This is a genomic window from Agromyces bracchium, from assembly GCF_009709675.1.
Lineage (GTDB): Bacteria > Actinomycetota > Actinomycetes > Actinomycetales > Microbacteriaceae > Agromyces > Agromyces bracchium.
On sequence record NZ_WMLB01000043.1, the window covers coordinates 1 to 13120 of the forward strand.

General features: G+C 71.9%; 11 protein-coding genes. 7 read left to right on the top strand and 4 right to left on the bottom strand.

What is annotated here, in order from left to right; genetic code table 11:
- On the top strand, positions 1–188 hold a 188-nt coding region (locus GJ743_RS19820), incomplete at its 5' end, for a hypothetical protein (protein ID WP_230386905.1).
- Between the two features lie 426 nt (positions 189–614).
- On the opposite strand, the gene GJ743_RS17830 is transcribed toward GJ743_RS19820, so the two are convergent.
- Together GJ743_RS17830 and GJ743_RS17835 are read right to left on the bottom strand one after the other, a co-directional pair.
- Positions 615–1460: an aldo/keto reductase gene (locus GJ743_RS17830; protein WP_155053254.1), complete on the bottom strand. Its 846-nt coding sequence runs from the start codon at positions 1458–1460 to the stop codon at positions 615–617.
- 140 nt (positions 1461–1600) lie between these two features.
- Entirely contained in the window at positions 1601–2218 is a 618-nt protein-coding gene (locus tag GJ743_RS17835) for a TetR/AcrR family transcriptional regulator (RefSeq protein ID WP_328289322.1), read from the bottom strand.
- 106 nt (positions 2219–2324) lie between these two features.
- On the opposite strand from GJ743_RS17835, the gene GJ743_RS17840 reads away from it, so the two are divergent.
- Both GJ743_RS17840 and hrpA read left to right on the top strand, forming a co-directional pair.
- Positions 2325–3686, top strand: a complete 1362-nt coding sequence (locus tag GJ743_RS17840; RefSeq protein ID WP_155053255.1) for an FAD-binding oxidoreductase — start codon at positions 2325–2327, stop codon at positions 3684–3686.
- Between the two features lie 84 nt (positions 3687–3770).
- Positions 3771–7814 carry an ATP-dependent RNA helicase HrpA gene (hrpA, locus tag GJ743_RS17845; RefSeq protein ID WP_155053256.1) on the top strand — a complete coding sequence of 1348 codons (4044 nt, stop codon included), beginning with the start codon at positions 3771–3773 and terminating at the stop codon, positions 7812–7814.
- On the opposite strand, the gene GJ743_RS17850 is transcribed toward hrpA, so the two are convergent.
- Both GJ743_RS17850 and GJ743_RS17855 read right to left on the bottom strand, forming a co-directional pair.
- Positions 7804–8304 (bottom strand): SRPBCC domain-containing protein, encoded by a 501-nt coding sequence (locus GJ743_RS17850; protein WP_196217055.1) that lies wholly within the window; start codon positions 8302–8304, stop codon positions 7804–7806. The two genes, hrpA and GJ743_RS17850, sit on opposite strands and share 11 nt — an antisense overlap.
- The gene (locus GJ743_RS17855) at positions 8304–8639 is read right to left on the bottom strand and encodes an ArsR/SmtB family transcription factor (RefSeq protein ID WP_328289323.1); all 336 of its coding nucleotides are present in this window, start codon (positions 8637–8639) and stop codon (positions 8304–8306) included. The genes GJ743_RS17850 and GJ743_RS17855 overlap by 1 nt, the downstream gene beginning before the upstream one ends.
- A 95-nt stretch (positions 8640–8734) precedes the next feature.
- Between GJ743_RS17855 and GJ743_RS17860 the strand changes: the two genes are divergently transcribed.
- The 4 genes from GJ743_RS17860 to GJ743_RS17875 all read left to right on the top strand — a co-directional run bounded on the left by GJ743_RS17860 (position 8735) and on the right by GJ743_RS17875 (position 13094).
- Positions 8735–9943, top strand: a complete 1209-nt coding sequence (locus tag GJ743_RS17860; RefSeq protein ID WP_328289324.1) for an MFS transporter — start codon at positions 8735–8737, stop codon at positions 9941–9943.
- Between the two features lie 43 nt (positions 9944–9986).
- The gene (locus tag GJ743_RS17865) at positions 9987–10817 is read left to right on the top strand and encodes an aldo/keto reductase (protein ID WP_155053258.1); all 831 of its coding nucleotides are present in this window, start codon (positions 9987–9989) and stop codon (positions 10815–10817) included.
- 126 nt (positions 10818–10943) lie between these two features.
- The gene (locus GJ743_RS17870; RefSeq protein ID WP_155053259.1) at positions 10944–11918 is read left to right on the top strand and encodes a DUF4349 domain-containing protein; all 975 of its coding nucleotides are present in this window, start codon (positions 10944–10946) and stop codon (positions 11916–11918) included.
- Between the two features lie 9 nt (positions 11919–11927).
- Positions 11928–13094, top strand: a complete 1167-nt coding sequence (locus GJ743_RS17875; protein ID WP_328289325.1) for an acyl-CoA dehydrogenase family protein — start codon at positions 11928–11930, stop codon at positions 13092–13094.
- Positions 13095–13120: the final 26 nt, after the last annotated feature.

Sequence of the window (13120 nt, forward strand, 5' to 3'; positions counted from 1 at the left end):
CAGCGTTCGTCCTGAGCCAGGATCAAACTCTCCAAAAAAAATGGTTCAACCAACCCCAAAAAGGAGAAGGTCAAGTTCAATCACTGACAGAGAAACAACTGACTTCAAAAAATCAAATTGTCCATCAATCAAAGGAAACCCATCCCCACCAAAAAAGTGAGAACACGGGATTCAAAAATTGGCATTGAACATAGTGCACGCTGTTGAGTTCTCAAGGAACGGACGCACCCGAGTTCCAGCCTCACGGCCTGCCCTCAGGGCAACTTCCCTACTGTACCACGCGCTCCTGCGGATCCGATCCATCCGGCTGAGCCGGACTCACGGTTCCGATCGCCCGACAGCCCTGAGGTCGTCGAGTTCGAGGAGGTATGGAATCGTCATCTTAGGCTTGAAGCAACCGAGTCGCAATGGAGCGCCTTCGAGGCTGTTTGGCTAAGACCTGACCGCTTCGCCAGGGGCGTTCGCTCCCGGCCGCCGCGGCGACGGGTACAACCATATGCAGCGCTGCCCCCCGATCACAAATCGGTCTCGGATCCCGCGCGTGTCGCGGCATCCGCCCGCCCCCATCGGGGGTTCGACCACCCGGTCGAACCCCCGATCAGCCGCGGGATCGCTCAGCCGAACCGCTGCGGGTCGGGACCGAGGCGACCGACGCGCTCGACCGCCGTGATGCGATCCATCTCGCCGTCGGAGAGCGCGAAGTCGAAGACGTCGAAGTTCTCGGCCATCCGCTCGCGCCGATTCGACTTCGGGAACACGATGAAGCCGCGCTGCAGGTGCCAGCGGATGACGACCTGCGCCGGCGTCTTCCCGTGCGCCGCTGCCGCGTCGGTGACCTCGGGCAGCTCGAGGAGCGGGTACTTGCCCTGCCCGAGCGGACCCCACGACTCGATCGCGATGCCGTGCTCGGCTGCGAACTCGGTCGTCTCGGGCTGCTGGTGCGCCGGGTGGAGCTCGATCTGGTCGACGGCCGGCACCACGTCGGTCTCATCGAGGAGGCGCCGCAGGTGCGGCACCATGAAGTTCGAGACGCCGATCGATCGGGCACGACCCGACTCGCGGATCTGCTCGAGCGCCCGCCACGATTCGACGTAGCGGTCCTGTGCGGGGACGGGCCAGTGGATCAGGTAGAGGTCGACGTACTCGAGCCCGAGCCGGTCGAGGCTCCCCTCGAATGCGTCGAACGCCGACTGCGTGCCCTGGTCGTCGTTCCAGAGCTTGGTCGTCACGTACAGCTCCTCGCGCGGCAGGCCGGAGGCCGCGACCGCGCGCCCGACGCCCTCCTCGTTGCCGTAGATGCGCGCGGTGTCGAGGTGCCGGTACCCGACCTCGAGCGCGTCGGTGACGATGCGCTCGGTCTCCGCCGGGTCGACCTTGAACACCCCGAAGCCGAGCTGCGGGATCGAGTGGCCGTCGTTCAGTTGCACGCGAGGGACCGGGTTGGTCGGAATCTGGGTCATACCGACATGCAACACGTCGGGGAGGCGCGAGGCATCCGGGGTTCGCGGGCCGCGAACAGCTCGAACATGAGCGCGGCGGCGGCGCGACCGCGCCCCCGAAGGCGAGGGCGCGCCGGACGGGATGGGCGCGAGCCCCCGGATCAGGCTGCTGCGGCGGAGCCGGTGCCGCGCTCGGCGGCGTGCACGAGGCTCGAGGCCATGAGCGCCACGGCATCGGCCTGGTCGAGCCCGCTTCGCCGGACCAGTGTCTGCCAGGTCCGGAAGTCGACGGCGAGCGCGGCAGCCGCGACGAGCGCCGGGGTGCGAAGGCGCTCGGGCCATGCCTCGACGAGCGCGTCACGGGCGAGGCGCAGGGGCCCTGACATCCGGAACTCGTTCACCTCGTGCAGCACGGCGTCGCGTTCGCCGTCGCGCAGGACGTTGGCGATGAGCGACTCGTTCTCCGCCCAGAACCCGTACACGGCGGAGAGGCCCGATCGGGCGCGTGCCTCGGGCGAGCGGATGTCGCGCCACGGCGTGGCGTCGGGGAACGGGTGCCGATCGAGGTGCAGGCCGGAGCAGGCCAGGAAGAGGGCGCGATCGTCGGCGAAATGCCGGTACAACGTGCTCCGCTGCACGCCGGCCCGCTCGGCGACGGCGCTGAACGAGCTCTCCGCGGGGCCGACAGTGCGGTGCAACTCGAGCGCCGCCTCGACGATGCGTCGCCGGGTCTGCTCCTGCTGCTCCGCGCGTGCCTTCTGCTCGTATCTCCGTGCCACCCCTGAATTCTACGCACATATCTGTTCGATCAATTGACACGGCACCGGCAACGGTCGTACCGTTTGTTTCGTTGCACACCCATGTTCTCCGAAAGGCAGCACCCCGATGACCACGATCGACACCGCCGACGCGACGTGCACCGTCCTCTCACCGGAGGACGACGGCTGGGACGAGGCTCGCGCCACGTTCAACCTGCTCGACGACCAGCGGCCGGAGCTCATCGCGCTCCCGCGCGATGCGGAGGAGGTCGCCCAGGCCGTCGCACTCGCCAGGAACGCCGGTCTCCGGCTCGCGGCGCAGGGCACCGGCCACGGCGCATCGTCACGCGACACGCTCGCGGGAGCCATGCTCGTGAACACGTCGCGCATGACGGACGTCGAGATCGACCACGTCGCGCGGCGCGTCCGGGTCGGGGCCGCAGCCAAGTGGGAGCACGTCGCGCCGATGCTCTCCGAGCGCGGGCTCGCCGGACTGCACGGCTCCTCGCTCGACGTCGGCATCGCGGGGTACTCGATGGGCGGCGGCATCGGATGGCTCACCCGGCGCCACGGGCTGCAGGCCAACGCCGTCCGAGCGATCGAACTCGTCACCGCCGAGGGTGCGCTCGTCCGCACGGACGCCGAACACCACGCCGACCTCTTCTGGGCGCTTCGCGGCGGCGGCGGCAACTACGGCGTCGTCACGGCGATCGAGTTCGAGGTCGTCGACGTGCCCGAACTCACGGCCGGATCCTTCTTCTTCCCCGTCGATCGAACCGCCGAGGTGCTCCGCACCTGGACGCCCCTCCTGCCGACGTTCCCCGAGGAACTCACGACCTGGGTCACCGTCATCCACTTCCCTCCGACGCCCGACGTGCCCGAGGTCGTCCGCGGTCGGTCGTTCGCGATCGTGATGGCGGCGCACCTGGGCGGCGAGGAGGAGGCACGGCGGCTGCTGCGTCCGATCCAGGACCTGGGTCCGGCGATGGACACGCTCGGCACGCAGGAGCCGATCGCCCTCGGGACGCTCGCCATGGACCCGGAGTCGCCGCTGCCCTATCGCTCGACGACCGCGCTGCTCGACGGCCTCCCGGACGAGACGATCGATGCGGTGGCCGAGATCGCGGGAACCGGCGGATCGCTCGCGATGCTCCAGATCCGCCACATCGGCGGCGCATTCGGCCGGCGACCGGCCGACGCGGGCGCCCGAGCGACGATCGACGGCGAGATCCTCGTGTTCGGGCTCGGCGTGCCGATGGATGCCGCGTCCGACGCCGCGGTGGCCGCCGGGCTCGGCGCGCTCGACGACGTCCTCGAACCGCAGACCGTCGGCGAGTACCCGAACCTCGTCGAGCACCCGGTCGATGCGAGCCGGTTCTTCGACGACGCGACCTGGCAGCGGCTGCGCGCGGTGAAGGCGGCATGGGATCCCGAAGACCGCGTCCGGGGCAACCACCACGTCCCACCCGCCGCCGAGCCCGCCGCCTGAGCGACCCGAGACCGGCGCGGCCGGAGGGATCGAGACCTCCGGCCCCGCGCCTGCCCGTGCGAGGCGCGGCTAGGATGGAGGGCTATGCCCGCGCCCGTCCCCGCCACGATCACGTACCCGGCCGACCTGCCGGTCAGCGGTCGACGTGACGACATCGCGCGCGCCATCCGCGACCACCAGGTCGTCATCGTCGCCGGCGCGACCGGCTCGGGCAAGACGACCCAGCTGCCCAAGATCTGCCTCGAGCTGGGGCGCGAGTCGATCGCGCACACGCAGCCGCGCCGCATCGCGGCGCGCACGATCGCCGAGCGGGTCTCCGAGGAGCTCGGCGTCGAGCTCGGCGACCTCGTGGGCTACCAGGTGCGATTCACCGATCGCGCGAGCGAGGCCACGCGGATCAAGGTGATGACCGACGGCATCCTGCTGAACGAGATCCATCGCGACCGCGACCTGCGCCGGTACGACACGATCATCATCGACGAGGCGCACGAGCGCAGCCTCAACATCGACTTCCTGCTCGGGTACCTGAAACGCCTGCTCCCCCGCCGGCCGGACCTGCGCGTGATCATCACGAGCGCGACGATCGACCCCGAGAGCTTCGCGGCGCACTTCGCGGATGGCTCGGGCACGCCTGCCCCGATCATCGAGGTGTCCGGGCGCACCTACCCGGTCGAGGTCCGGTACCGCCCGCTCGTCGCGGAGTCCGCGGGATCGGGCCAGGGCGAGGACGACGACGAGGGCGCGGCGGCCGAGGACCGCGACGTGCAGCAGGGCATCCTCGACGCGCTCGACGAACTCGGGCGCGAGGCATCCGGCGACGTCCTCGTGTTCCTCTCCGGCGAGAGCGAGATCCGCGACGCCGAGGTCGCCGTGCGCGCCCACGCCGCGCGTCGCGGGGCGGCCGACGTGACCGAGGTGCTCCCCCTCTACGGCCGGTTGTCGTCGGCCGACCAGCACCGCGTGTTCGAACCGTCGAAGGTCGCGGGACTGCGGCGACGCGTGGTGCTCGCGACGAACGTCGCCGAGACGAGCCTCACGGTCCCCGGCATCCGGTACGTCGTCGACGCCGGCACCGCGCGGATCAGCCGGTACTCGGCGCGGTCGAAGGTGCAGCGCCTTCCGATCGAGCCGATCTCGCAGGCCTCGGCGAACCAGCGCTCGGGCCGTTCCGGCCGCACGAGCGACGGCATCGCCATCCGCCTCTACTCCGAGGACGACTTCGAGAAGCGATCGGAGTTCACCGACCCCGAGGTCCTGCGCACGAACCTCGCGGCCGTCATCCTCCAGATGGCCTCGCTCGGGCTCGGCGCGGTCGAGGACTTCCCGTTCCTGACCCCGCCCGACGCCCGAGGCATCCGCGACGGCGTCGACCTGCTCCGCGAGCTCGGCGCGATCGACGAGGCGGATGCCGCGGCCGGGCCGCAGCTGACCCGCATCGGTCGCCAGCTGGCCCGCCTGCCGATCGAGCCGAGGTTCGCGCGCATGGTGCTCGAGTCGAAGGCGCAGGGCGTGAGCCGCGAGGTGCTCGCGATCGTCGCGGGACTCACGATCCAGGACCCGCGCGAGCGCCCGCTCGAGCGGCGCGAGCAGGCCGACGAGATGCACCGGCGGTTCGTCGACCCGACGAGCGACTTCCTGACACTGCTGAACCTCTGGAACCACCTCGAGGAGCAGCAGCGCGAGCTGTCGGGCAGCGCGTTCCGCCGCATGTGCCGCACCGAGTACCTCAACTACCTGCGCGTGCGCGAGTGGCAGGACCTCTACCGCCAGCTGGTGCGGCTCGCGAAGCCGCTCGGCCTCCACGTGGCGAGCGCGGCGGGCGCGCCGAACCCCGACGGCATCCATCGGTCGCTGCTCGCCGGGCTGCTCTCGCAGATCGGCATCCGCGACGACAGCCGCACCTCGAGCGGCCGGGGCGGCGCGGGGACCCAGCGCGAGGCCGAGCGCCGCGGACGGCGCCAGCAGGCCGAGTTCGCGGGGGCGCGCACTACGCGCTTCGTGGTGTTCCCGGGCTCGGCCCTCGCGAAGAAGCCGCCGGCCGCGATCATGGCGGCCGAGCTCGTCGAGACGAGTCGCCTGTTCGCACGAACCGCCGCGGCGATCGATCCGGCCTGGGCCGAGCAGCTCGCCGGCCCCCTCGCGAAGCGCTCGTATTCCTCGCCGCGCTGGGAGCGCCGGCAGGGCTCGGCCGTCGCCGACGAGAAGGTGCTGCTGTTCGGCGTCCCGATCATCCCGAAGCGCCGCATCCAGCTGGCCCGGGTCGATGCCGCGCTCGCGCGCGAGCTGTTCATCCGCCATGCGCTCGTCGAGGAGGACTGGGACTGGAACCGGCTCGACACGCGGGTGTTCGCGTTCGTGCGACGCAATCGCGAGCTGCGTCGCGAACTCGGCGAGCTCGAGGAGCGGACTCGTCGCCGCGACGTGCTCGCGGGCGACGAGGCCGTGGTCGCCTTCTACGAGCAGCGACTGCCGGCGGAGGCCACGGACGCGCGCGCGTTCGAGCGGTGGTGGCGGGGCGAGCATCGGGCGCACCCCGACCTGCTCACGATGACGCGCACCGACCTCCTCGGCGAGGACGAGGTCTCGTCCGACGGCGGACTGCCCGATCGGTGGCGGCAGGGCGACCAGACCCTCACGCTCCGCTACCGGTTCGAGCCCGGCGCCGACGACGACGGCGTGACCGTGCAGGTGCCGCTCGTGCTGCTGCCGCGACTCGAGCCGACGGGCTTCGACTGGCAGGTTCCGGGCTTCCGCGACGACCTCATCACCGCGATGCTGCGGACGCTCCCCAAGGTGCTGCGCCGCCAGGTCGTGCCCGCAGCGGAGTGGGCGGCGAAGATCGCGGCCGAGCTGCCCGACGGGCCCGAGACGGGCGAGGCGCGAGCCCCGTTCGCCGAGACCGTGGCCGGCGTCATCAAGCGCCTCACCTACGCGCCCGTGACGGCCGACGACTTCGACCTCGAGCGGGTGCCGCCGCACCTTCGCGTGACGTTCCGGGCGGTCGACGAGCGCGGGCGGGCCGCGGGCGACGACAAGGACCTCGCCGCGCTGCAGGCGCGCCTCGCCGAGCGCGCGGGCCGGGCGGTCGCCTCGACGTTCGCCGATGCGCCCACCCGCCGCGGCCAGGGTGGGGCGGATGCCGCGGGCTCGGCTTCGGGCGGGTCGGCGACCGGCACGGATTCCGCGGGCCGCGACGGCGTCGGCCCGTCCCGTCGCGGTCGCCGAGGCGGGGTGCCCGGCGGCACCTCCGGCCCGACCTTCGCCGAGCGCACCGGCCTCACGACCTGGGACTGGGACGACCTGCCCGCCCACGTCGACACCCGCCAGGCCGGCAACGTCGTGCGTGCGTATCCCGCGCTCGTCGACGAGGGATCGTCCGTGGCACTGCGGCTGGTCGCGACCGACGACGAGCGTGATCGCGCGTCGCGCCGCGGCATCCGTCGCCTGCTGATCCTCGCGACGCCGACGCCGGTGGCGTACGTGCAGGAGCACCTGTCGAACCAGGAGAAGCTCGCGCTGGCCTCGAGCGCCTACGCCGGCCCGCGCGCGCTGCTCGACGACTGCCTCGCCGCGGTGGTCGACGCCGAACTGCGCGAGCGGCACGCCGACGGGCTCGTGCGCACGCGCGCCGAGTTCGAGGCCGCGCGCGACGCGGTCTCGGCGAACGTCATGGATCGGATGTTCGAGACGGTGGCCCTGGTGTCGAGGATCCTCGTCGCGGCCCGCGACGCCGACCGGGCGATCTCGAAGGCGTCGAGCCTGCAGCTCATGTCGGCGCTCGCCGACGCCCGGTCGCAGCTCGAGGCGCTCGTGCCATCCGGTTTCGTGTCGACCACCGGGCTCGAACGGCTGCGGCACCTGCCGCGCTACCTCGAGGCGATCACCGTCCGGGTGCGCCGGATGCAGGAGAACCCGGGCCGTGACCGCCAGGTGCTGACCGAGTTCGACCAGGCCCGCACGGCCTACGAGAAGGCCGGCGGCACGTTCCCGATCGCCGCCGAGGCCGATGCACGGCTCGTGCGGGTCAGGTGGATGCTCGAGGAGCTCCGAGTCGGCCTCTTCGCCCAGGAGCTGCGCACGGCCGAGACCGTCTCGGTCAAGCGCGTGGTCAAGGCGCTCACCGAGTGAGCGCGGCGAGCCGCGCGGCGTAACCCGGCTCGAGCTCCTCGAACCGGGCGTCCCACCGGGCGCGGTCCTTCGGGGCGGCCGGGTCGGCGAGGTGCCAGGCGAGGCTCTCGAGGTAGGTGTGCCAGCCGGGCCCGTAGTCGGGCCGTGTCACGTGCTCGTGCTGCAGGCTGAGTCGCGTGCGCGCCCCCTGTGGCTCGAGGCGCACGGTCAGCAGGGTCGGCGCCTCGCCGACCACGGTCCAGGTCGTCGTGAAGCCGTTGGGCCGGTCGCACGAGACGACCTCGCCGTCGCAGTAGACCTCGCCGTCGCGCGTGAGCGCCTGCCAGCGCCCGCCCGGCCGGAAGTCGCCGCGGTACGCGGCCATCCAGCGCGCGAGTCGCTCGGGCGTGGTGACCGCCTCCCACAGGTCGTCGGGGTCGGTGTCGTAGACCTCGTCGAACGAGAGCCGGAAGCCGGGCTCGTCGGCGTGGATCTCTCCGGTCACGGCCATCATGCGTCCTTCCGTCGGGCGCGCACGCCGCGCGCGATCTCGGTGTGCAGCGCGTCGAGCCGCTGCGGCCAGAGCCGGCGGTAGCGCTCGAGCTGCGCGCCCGCCTCGTCGAGCCCGGTGCGCTCGAGCGCGTAGATCCGGCGAGCGCCGTCGGCACGGACGGTCGCGAACCCGTGCTCGCGCAGGATCCGCAGGTGACGCGACACGGCCGGCTGCGTGATGCCGAACTCCCCCGCGACGACGTCGACCACCGAGCCCGCCGGACGCTCGCCGTCGGCGAGGAGGTCGAGGATGCGGCGGCGCACAGGGTCGCCCAGGACATCGAACGCGTGCACGGCGTCATCCTATCATTCTGTAGTTATATATGGAAGGACTGATGCGATCGAGCTGCACGGGCGGGCGGCATCCGCGTCGATAGGATCGAGCCACCGTGGCCGGCTACACAGATCTCCTCAGGACCAAGGGCGTCGCGCGCATCATCGCCGCCCAGCTGACCGCACGATTCCCCTCCGGCATGCTCTCGCTCGCCTTCCTGCTGCACGTCGAGCAGCAGACCGGCTCGTACGGCGCGGCCGGCCTGGTGCTCGCCGCCACCTCGATCGGGCAGGCCATCGCCGGCCCCCTGACCAGCCGGCTCATGGGCCGGTTCGGCATGCGACCCGTGCTCATCACGACGCTCGTCGTGTGCGTGGCATCCGTCGTCGCCATCGGCGTGCTGCCGCTCACGGTGCCGCTCTACATGGCGATCGGCTTCGTGTGCGGGCTCTCGACGCCGCCCGTGCAGCCGGCCGTCCGCACGATCTACCCGAAGATGGTCAACTCCCGGCAGCTGACCCCGCTGTTCTCGCTCGACGCCTCCGCGCAGGAGATCATCTGGGTCGTCGGCCCGGTCGTCACGACCTTCGTCTCGACGCAGATCGGCACGGTCTGGGGCATCCTGCTCGCCGCGGCGCTCATGGTCGTCGGCGGCATCTGGTTCATCTCCTCGCCCGAACTCGGGCGCGTGCGCATCCCCCGCTCGAAGCGCGCGTTCGGCAAGGTGCTCACGCGCCCGCCCGTCATGCTCGCGACGATCGTCGGCTTCCTCCTCATCGGCGCGTGCGCCGCCATCGAGGCCGGCGTGGTCGCGGCGTTCGGCCACGACGGCGCCGAGGCCGGCATCGTGCTCGCGATCTTCTCGATCGGCAGCCTCGCCGGCGGCCTCGGCCTCGGGCACGTCCCGATCGGCCCGTGGTCGACGGCCCGCCGCATGTTCATCGTGTTCGTCGGCACGGCGCTCGCCGCCTTCTCGATGGACTTCTGGTGGCTCGCGCTCACCCTCTTCATCGCGGGCATCGGCATCGCGCCGGCCCTCGCGGTGCTCTTCGCGATCGTCTCGGCGAGCGTGAAGTTCTCCGACACCGCCGAGGCGTACGGATGGGTCGGCACGGGCCAGCTCATCGGCGCCGCGCTCGGCTCGGCGCTCGCGGGCTTCCTCATCGACGGCTTCGACGCGGTCGGCGCGTTCTGGGCGGCGACCGTGCTCGCCTTCCTCGGCTTCGTCGTGCCGGCGCTCGCTCGCCGGTGGCATCCCGACCTGCGAGGTCGCGACGCGAGCCCGATCCCCGACACCGAACCGGTCACGATCACGCCGAGCTGACGTGGCTCGACGCCGACGCGATCCAGAGACGAAAGGCGAACGGATGCCGCATCCGCCCCTCGCACCCATGATCCCCCTCGCCGACGGCCGCGCGATCCCGCAGGTCGGCTACGGCATGTACAAGGTGCCGGCGGCGGATGCCGCGCGGCTCGCGCTCACTGCGATCGAGCTCGGCTACCGGCACCTCGACACCGCGGCCCTCTACGGCAACGAGGCCGAGGCCGGCGTCGCCGTGCGCGAGTCCGGCCTGCCCCGCGAGGAGCTCTTCGTCACGAGCAAGGTCTGGAACGACGACCACGGCTATGACGAGACGCTCCGCGCGTTCGATGCGGCGATGGAGCGCTTCGGGCTCGACCGGCTCGACCTCTTCCTCATCCACTGGCCGGTGCCGTCGCGCGACCGGTACGTCGACACCTGGCGGGCGCTCGTTCGCCTCCGCGACGAAGGCCGGACGACCTCGATCGGCGTCTCGAACTTCCACGCGCACCACCTCGAGCGCATCATCGGCGAGACCGGCGTCGCGCCCGTGGTGAACCAGGTGGAACTGCACCCGTGGCTGCCGCAGCGCGAACTCCGCGCGTTCCACGAGGGGGCGGGCATCCGCACCGAGGCCTGGTCGCCGCTGGCCCGCGGTCGCCTCCTCGGCGACCCCGTGCTCGAGCCGATCGCCGCGAAGCACGGCCGCTCGGTCGCGCAGGTGGTGCTCGCGTGGCACGTCGCGCAAGGCACGATCGTGATCCCGAAGGCCTCCAGCCCGGAGCGCATCGCCGAGAACCTCGACGTGTTCTCATTCGAGCTCGACGACGCGGATGTCGCGGCCATCGCGACGCTCGAGTCCGGCGAGCGCACGGGCCGGGACCCCGATTCCGACTGACGGGCGCGCGGGGCGCGGCATCCGCCGACCGGGGCCGATCGCTCACAGCGCGCCGCAACCGGATCGTGATCCGACTTGCAGCCGGCGTCCAGACATCGGATCCCGCCGCGGGGCTACGGTGACCGCATGACCAGCCGAGGGATCCGAATCGCAGGGCTCATCGCCTTCTCCGCGCTCCTCCTCACGGGCTGCAGCATGGCCTCGGGGGGCTCCGACAGCGGGACGTCGGAGCCCGACGTCGGGATGGAGGCACCCGCCGACGGAGGCGCCGTCGCGCCGCGCGACGAGGAGCCGTTCACGGAGGACGAGCAGGCCGGCTCGATCGAGGAGGACCAGGACGTCATCAAGACCGGCTGGATGGCGATCACCGTCGACGACCCCATCGACTCGGCCGCCGAGGTCGCCGCGCTGGTGGACGCCGCCGGCGGACGCATCGACAGCCGCAACGAGACCCCCGGCACCGAGACCCAGCAGGCGCGGGCGACGCTCGTCGTGCGGATCCCCGCCGACCGCTTCGACGACGTGCTCGCCGATCTCAGGGAGCTCGGCGAGGTCGACTCGGTCCAGCTCGACTCCACCGACGTGAGCCAGCAGCGTCGGGACCTCGACTCGAGGATCGAGTCGCTGCGCACCTCGGTCGATCGGCTCCGCACGCTGATCGCGCAGGCCGACGACGTCGGCGACCTCATCGCGATCGAGTCCGAGCTCACCACCCGCCAATCGGAGCTCGACGCGCTCACGGCCCAGCGCGACGCCCTCGTCGACCAGGTCGACTACTCGACGCTCACGGTCGAGCTGCTGTCGGAGGGCCTCGCGCCCGAGGCCGGCCCGAACGACTTCTGGAGCGGCGTCGTCGCCGGATGGAACGGGCTGGTCGGGTTCGTCTCGGGCCTGCTCGTGGTGATCGGCGTCATGCTGCCGTGGCTCGCGCTGCTCGCGGTGATCGCCGCGATCGTGGTCGGGATCATCGTGCTCGCGACCCGCGGCGGGCGCGGGCCGCGCGGGGGCGGCAGGGCGACAGGTACGGGGGACGCCGCGGCGTCGCCGGGCGCGACCGGCGCCCCGCAGGGGTCCGACACGGGTGCCGACCGCCCGGCGTAGGCTGGCGCCGTGACCGCCGACACGACCCCGGGAACCCTGCTCGACGACGACCTGCTCACCCGGTTCCGCGAACGCGCGGCCGGCTACGACCGCGAGAACGCGTTCTTCGCCGAGGACCTCGCCGAGCTCGCGGACCTGGGCTACCTCGGGGCACTCGTGCCCGCCGATCTCGGCGGCCTCGGCTGGAGCCTCGCCGACGTCGTGCGCGCGCAGTCGCGGCTCGCGACCGCGGCCCCCGCGACCGCCCTCGGCGTGAACATGCACCTGGTCTGGACCGGCGTCGCGCGCCTCCTGCACGACCGCGGCGACGACGCGCTCGACTTCGTGCTGTCCGAGGCGGCCGCCGGCGAGGTCTTCGCGTTCGGGATCAGCGAGGCCGGGAACGACCTCATGCTGTTCGGCTCGGGCACCGTCGCCGATCCGCAGCCCGACGGGAGCGTCCGGTACACGGGCCGGAAGATCTTCACCTCGCTCTCGCCCGCGTGGACGCGGCTCGGGGTGCACGGGCTCGACACGGCGTCGGTGGACGGCCCGAAGCTCGTGTACGGCTTCATCGACCGCGAGGACCCCGACGTGCGCACCCTCGACGACTGGGACACGATCGGCATGCGCGCCACCCAGAGCCGCACCACGGTGCTCGACGGCGCGGTCGCGGCATCCGACCGGATCGTGCGGCGACTCGACCCCGGTCCGAACCCCGACCCGTTCGTCTTCGCGATCTTCGCGTGCTTCGAGCTGTTCCTGAGCGCCGTCTACGCGGGCCTCGCCGAGCGGGCGCTGGCGATCGCGGTCGACGCCGCCCGCTCGCGCACGTCGGCTCGCACCGGCCTGCCCCGATCCGAGGATCCCGCGGTGCGCCGGCGCATCGCCGAGGCCGCACTCGCACTCGACGCCGTCGCGCCCCAGCTCGTCGCACTCGCGGACGATGTCGCCGACGGCACCGACCACGGCGCCTTCTGGTTCGCCAAGCTCTCGGGCGTGAAGGTGCGGACCGTGCAGACGGCGCGCGAGGTCGTGGACGCCGCCGTCCGGGTCGCCGGCGGCGCGACCTACTTCGCCGGGAACGAGCTCGGGCGACTCCAGCGCGACGTGCTCGCGGGCGTCTTCCACCCCTCGAGCGACGATGCCGCGCTGAACACGATCGCGAACGCCTGGCTCGGACCTGTGCAGGACTGAGGGCCCCGCGCGGGACCCCGTCCCAT

Bases quoted from the DNA above. Each gene is read 5' to 3' on its own strand.
- GJ743_RS17865 (WP_155053258.1), top strand. From the start codon at position 9,987: ATGCCGCATCCGCCCCTCGCACCCATGATCCCCCTCGCCGACGGCCGC.
- GJ743_RS17850 (WP_196217055.1), bottom strand. From the start codon at position 8,304: ATGGCCGTGACCGGAGAGATCCACGCCGACGAGCCCGGCTTCCGGCTC.
- GJ743_RS17870 (WP_155053259.1), top strand. From the start codon at position 10,944: ATGACCAGCCGAGGGATCCGAATCGCAGGGCTCATCGCCTTCTCCGCG.
- GJ743_RS17830 (WP_155053254.1), bottom strand. From the start codon at position 1,460: ATGACCCAGATTCCGACCAACCCGGTCCCTCGCGTGCAACTGAACGAC.
- GJ743_RS17840 (WP_155053255.1), top strand. From the start codon at position 2,325: ATGACCACGATCGACACCGCCGACGCGACGTGCACCGTCCTCTCACCG.
- hrpA (WP_155053256.1), top strand. From the start codon at position 3,771: ATGCCCGCGCCCGTCCCCGCCACGATCACGTACCCGGCCGACCTGCCG.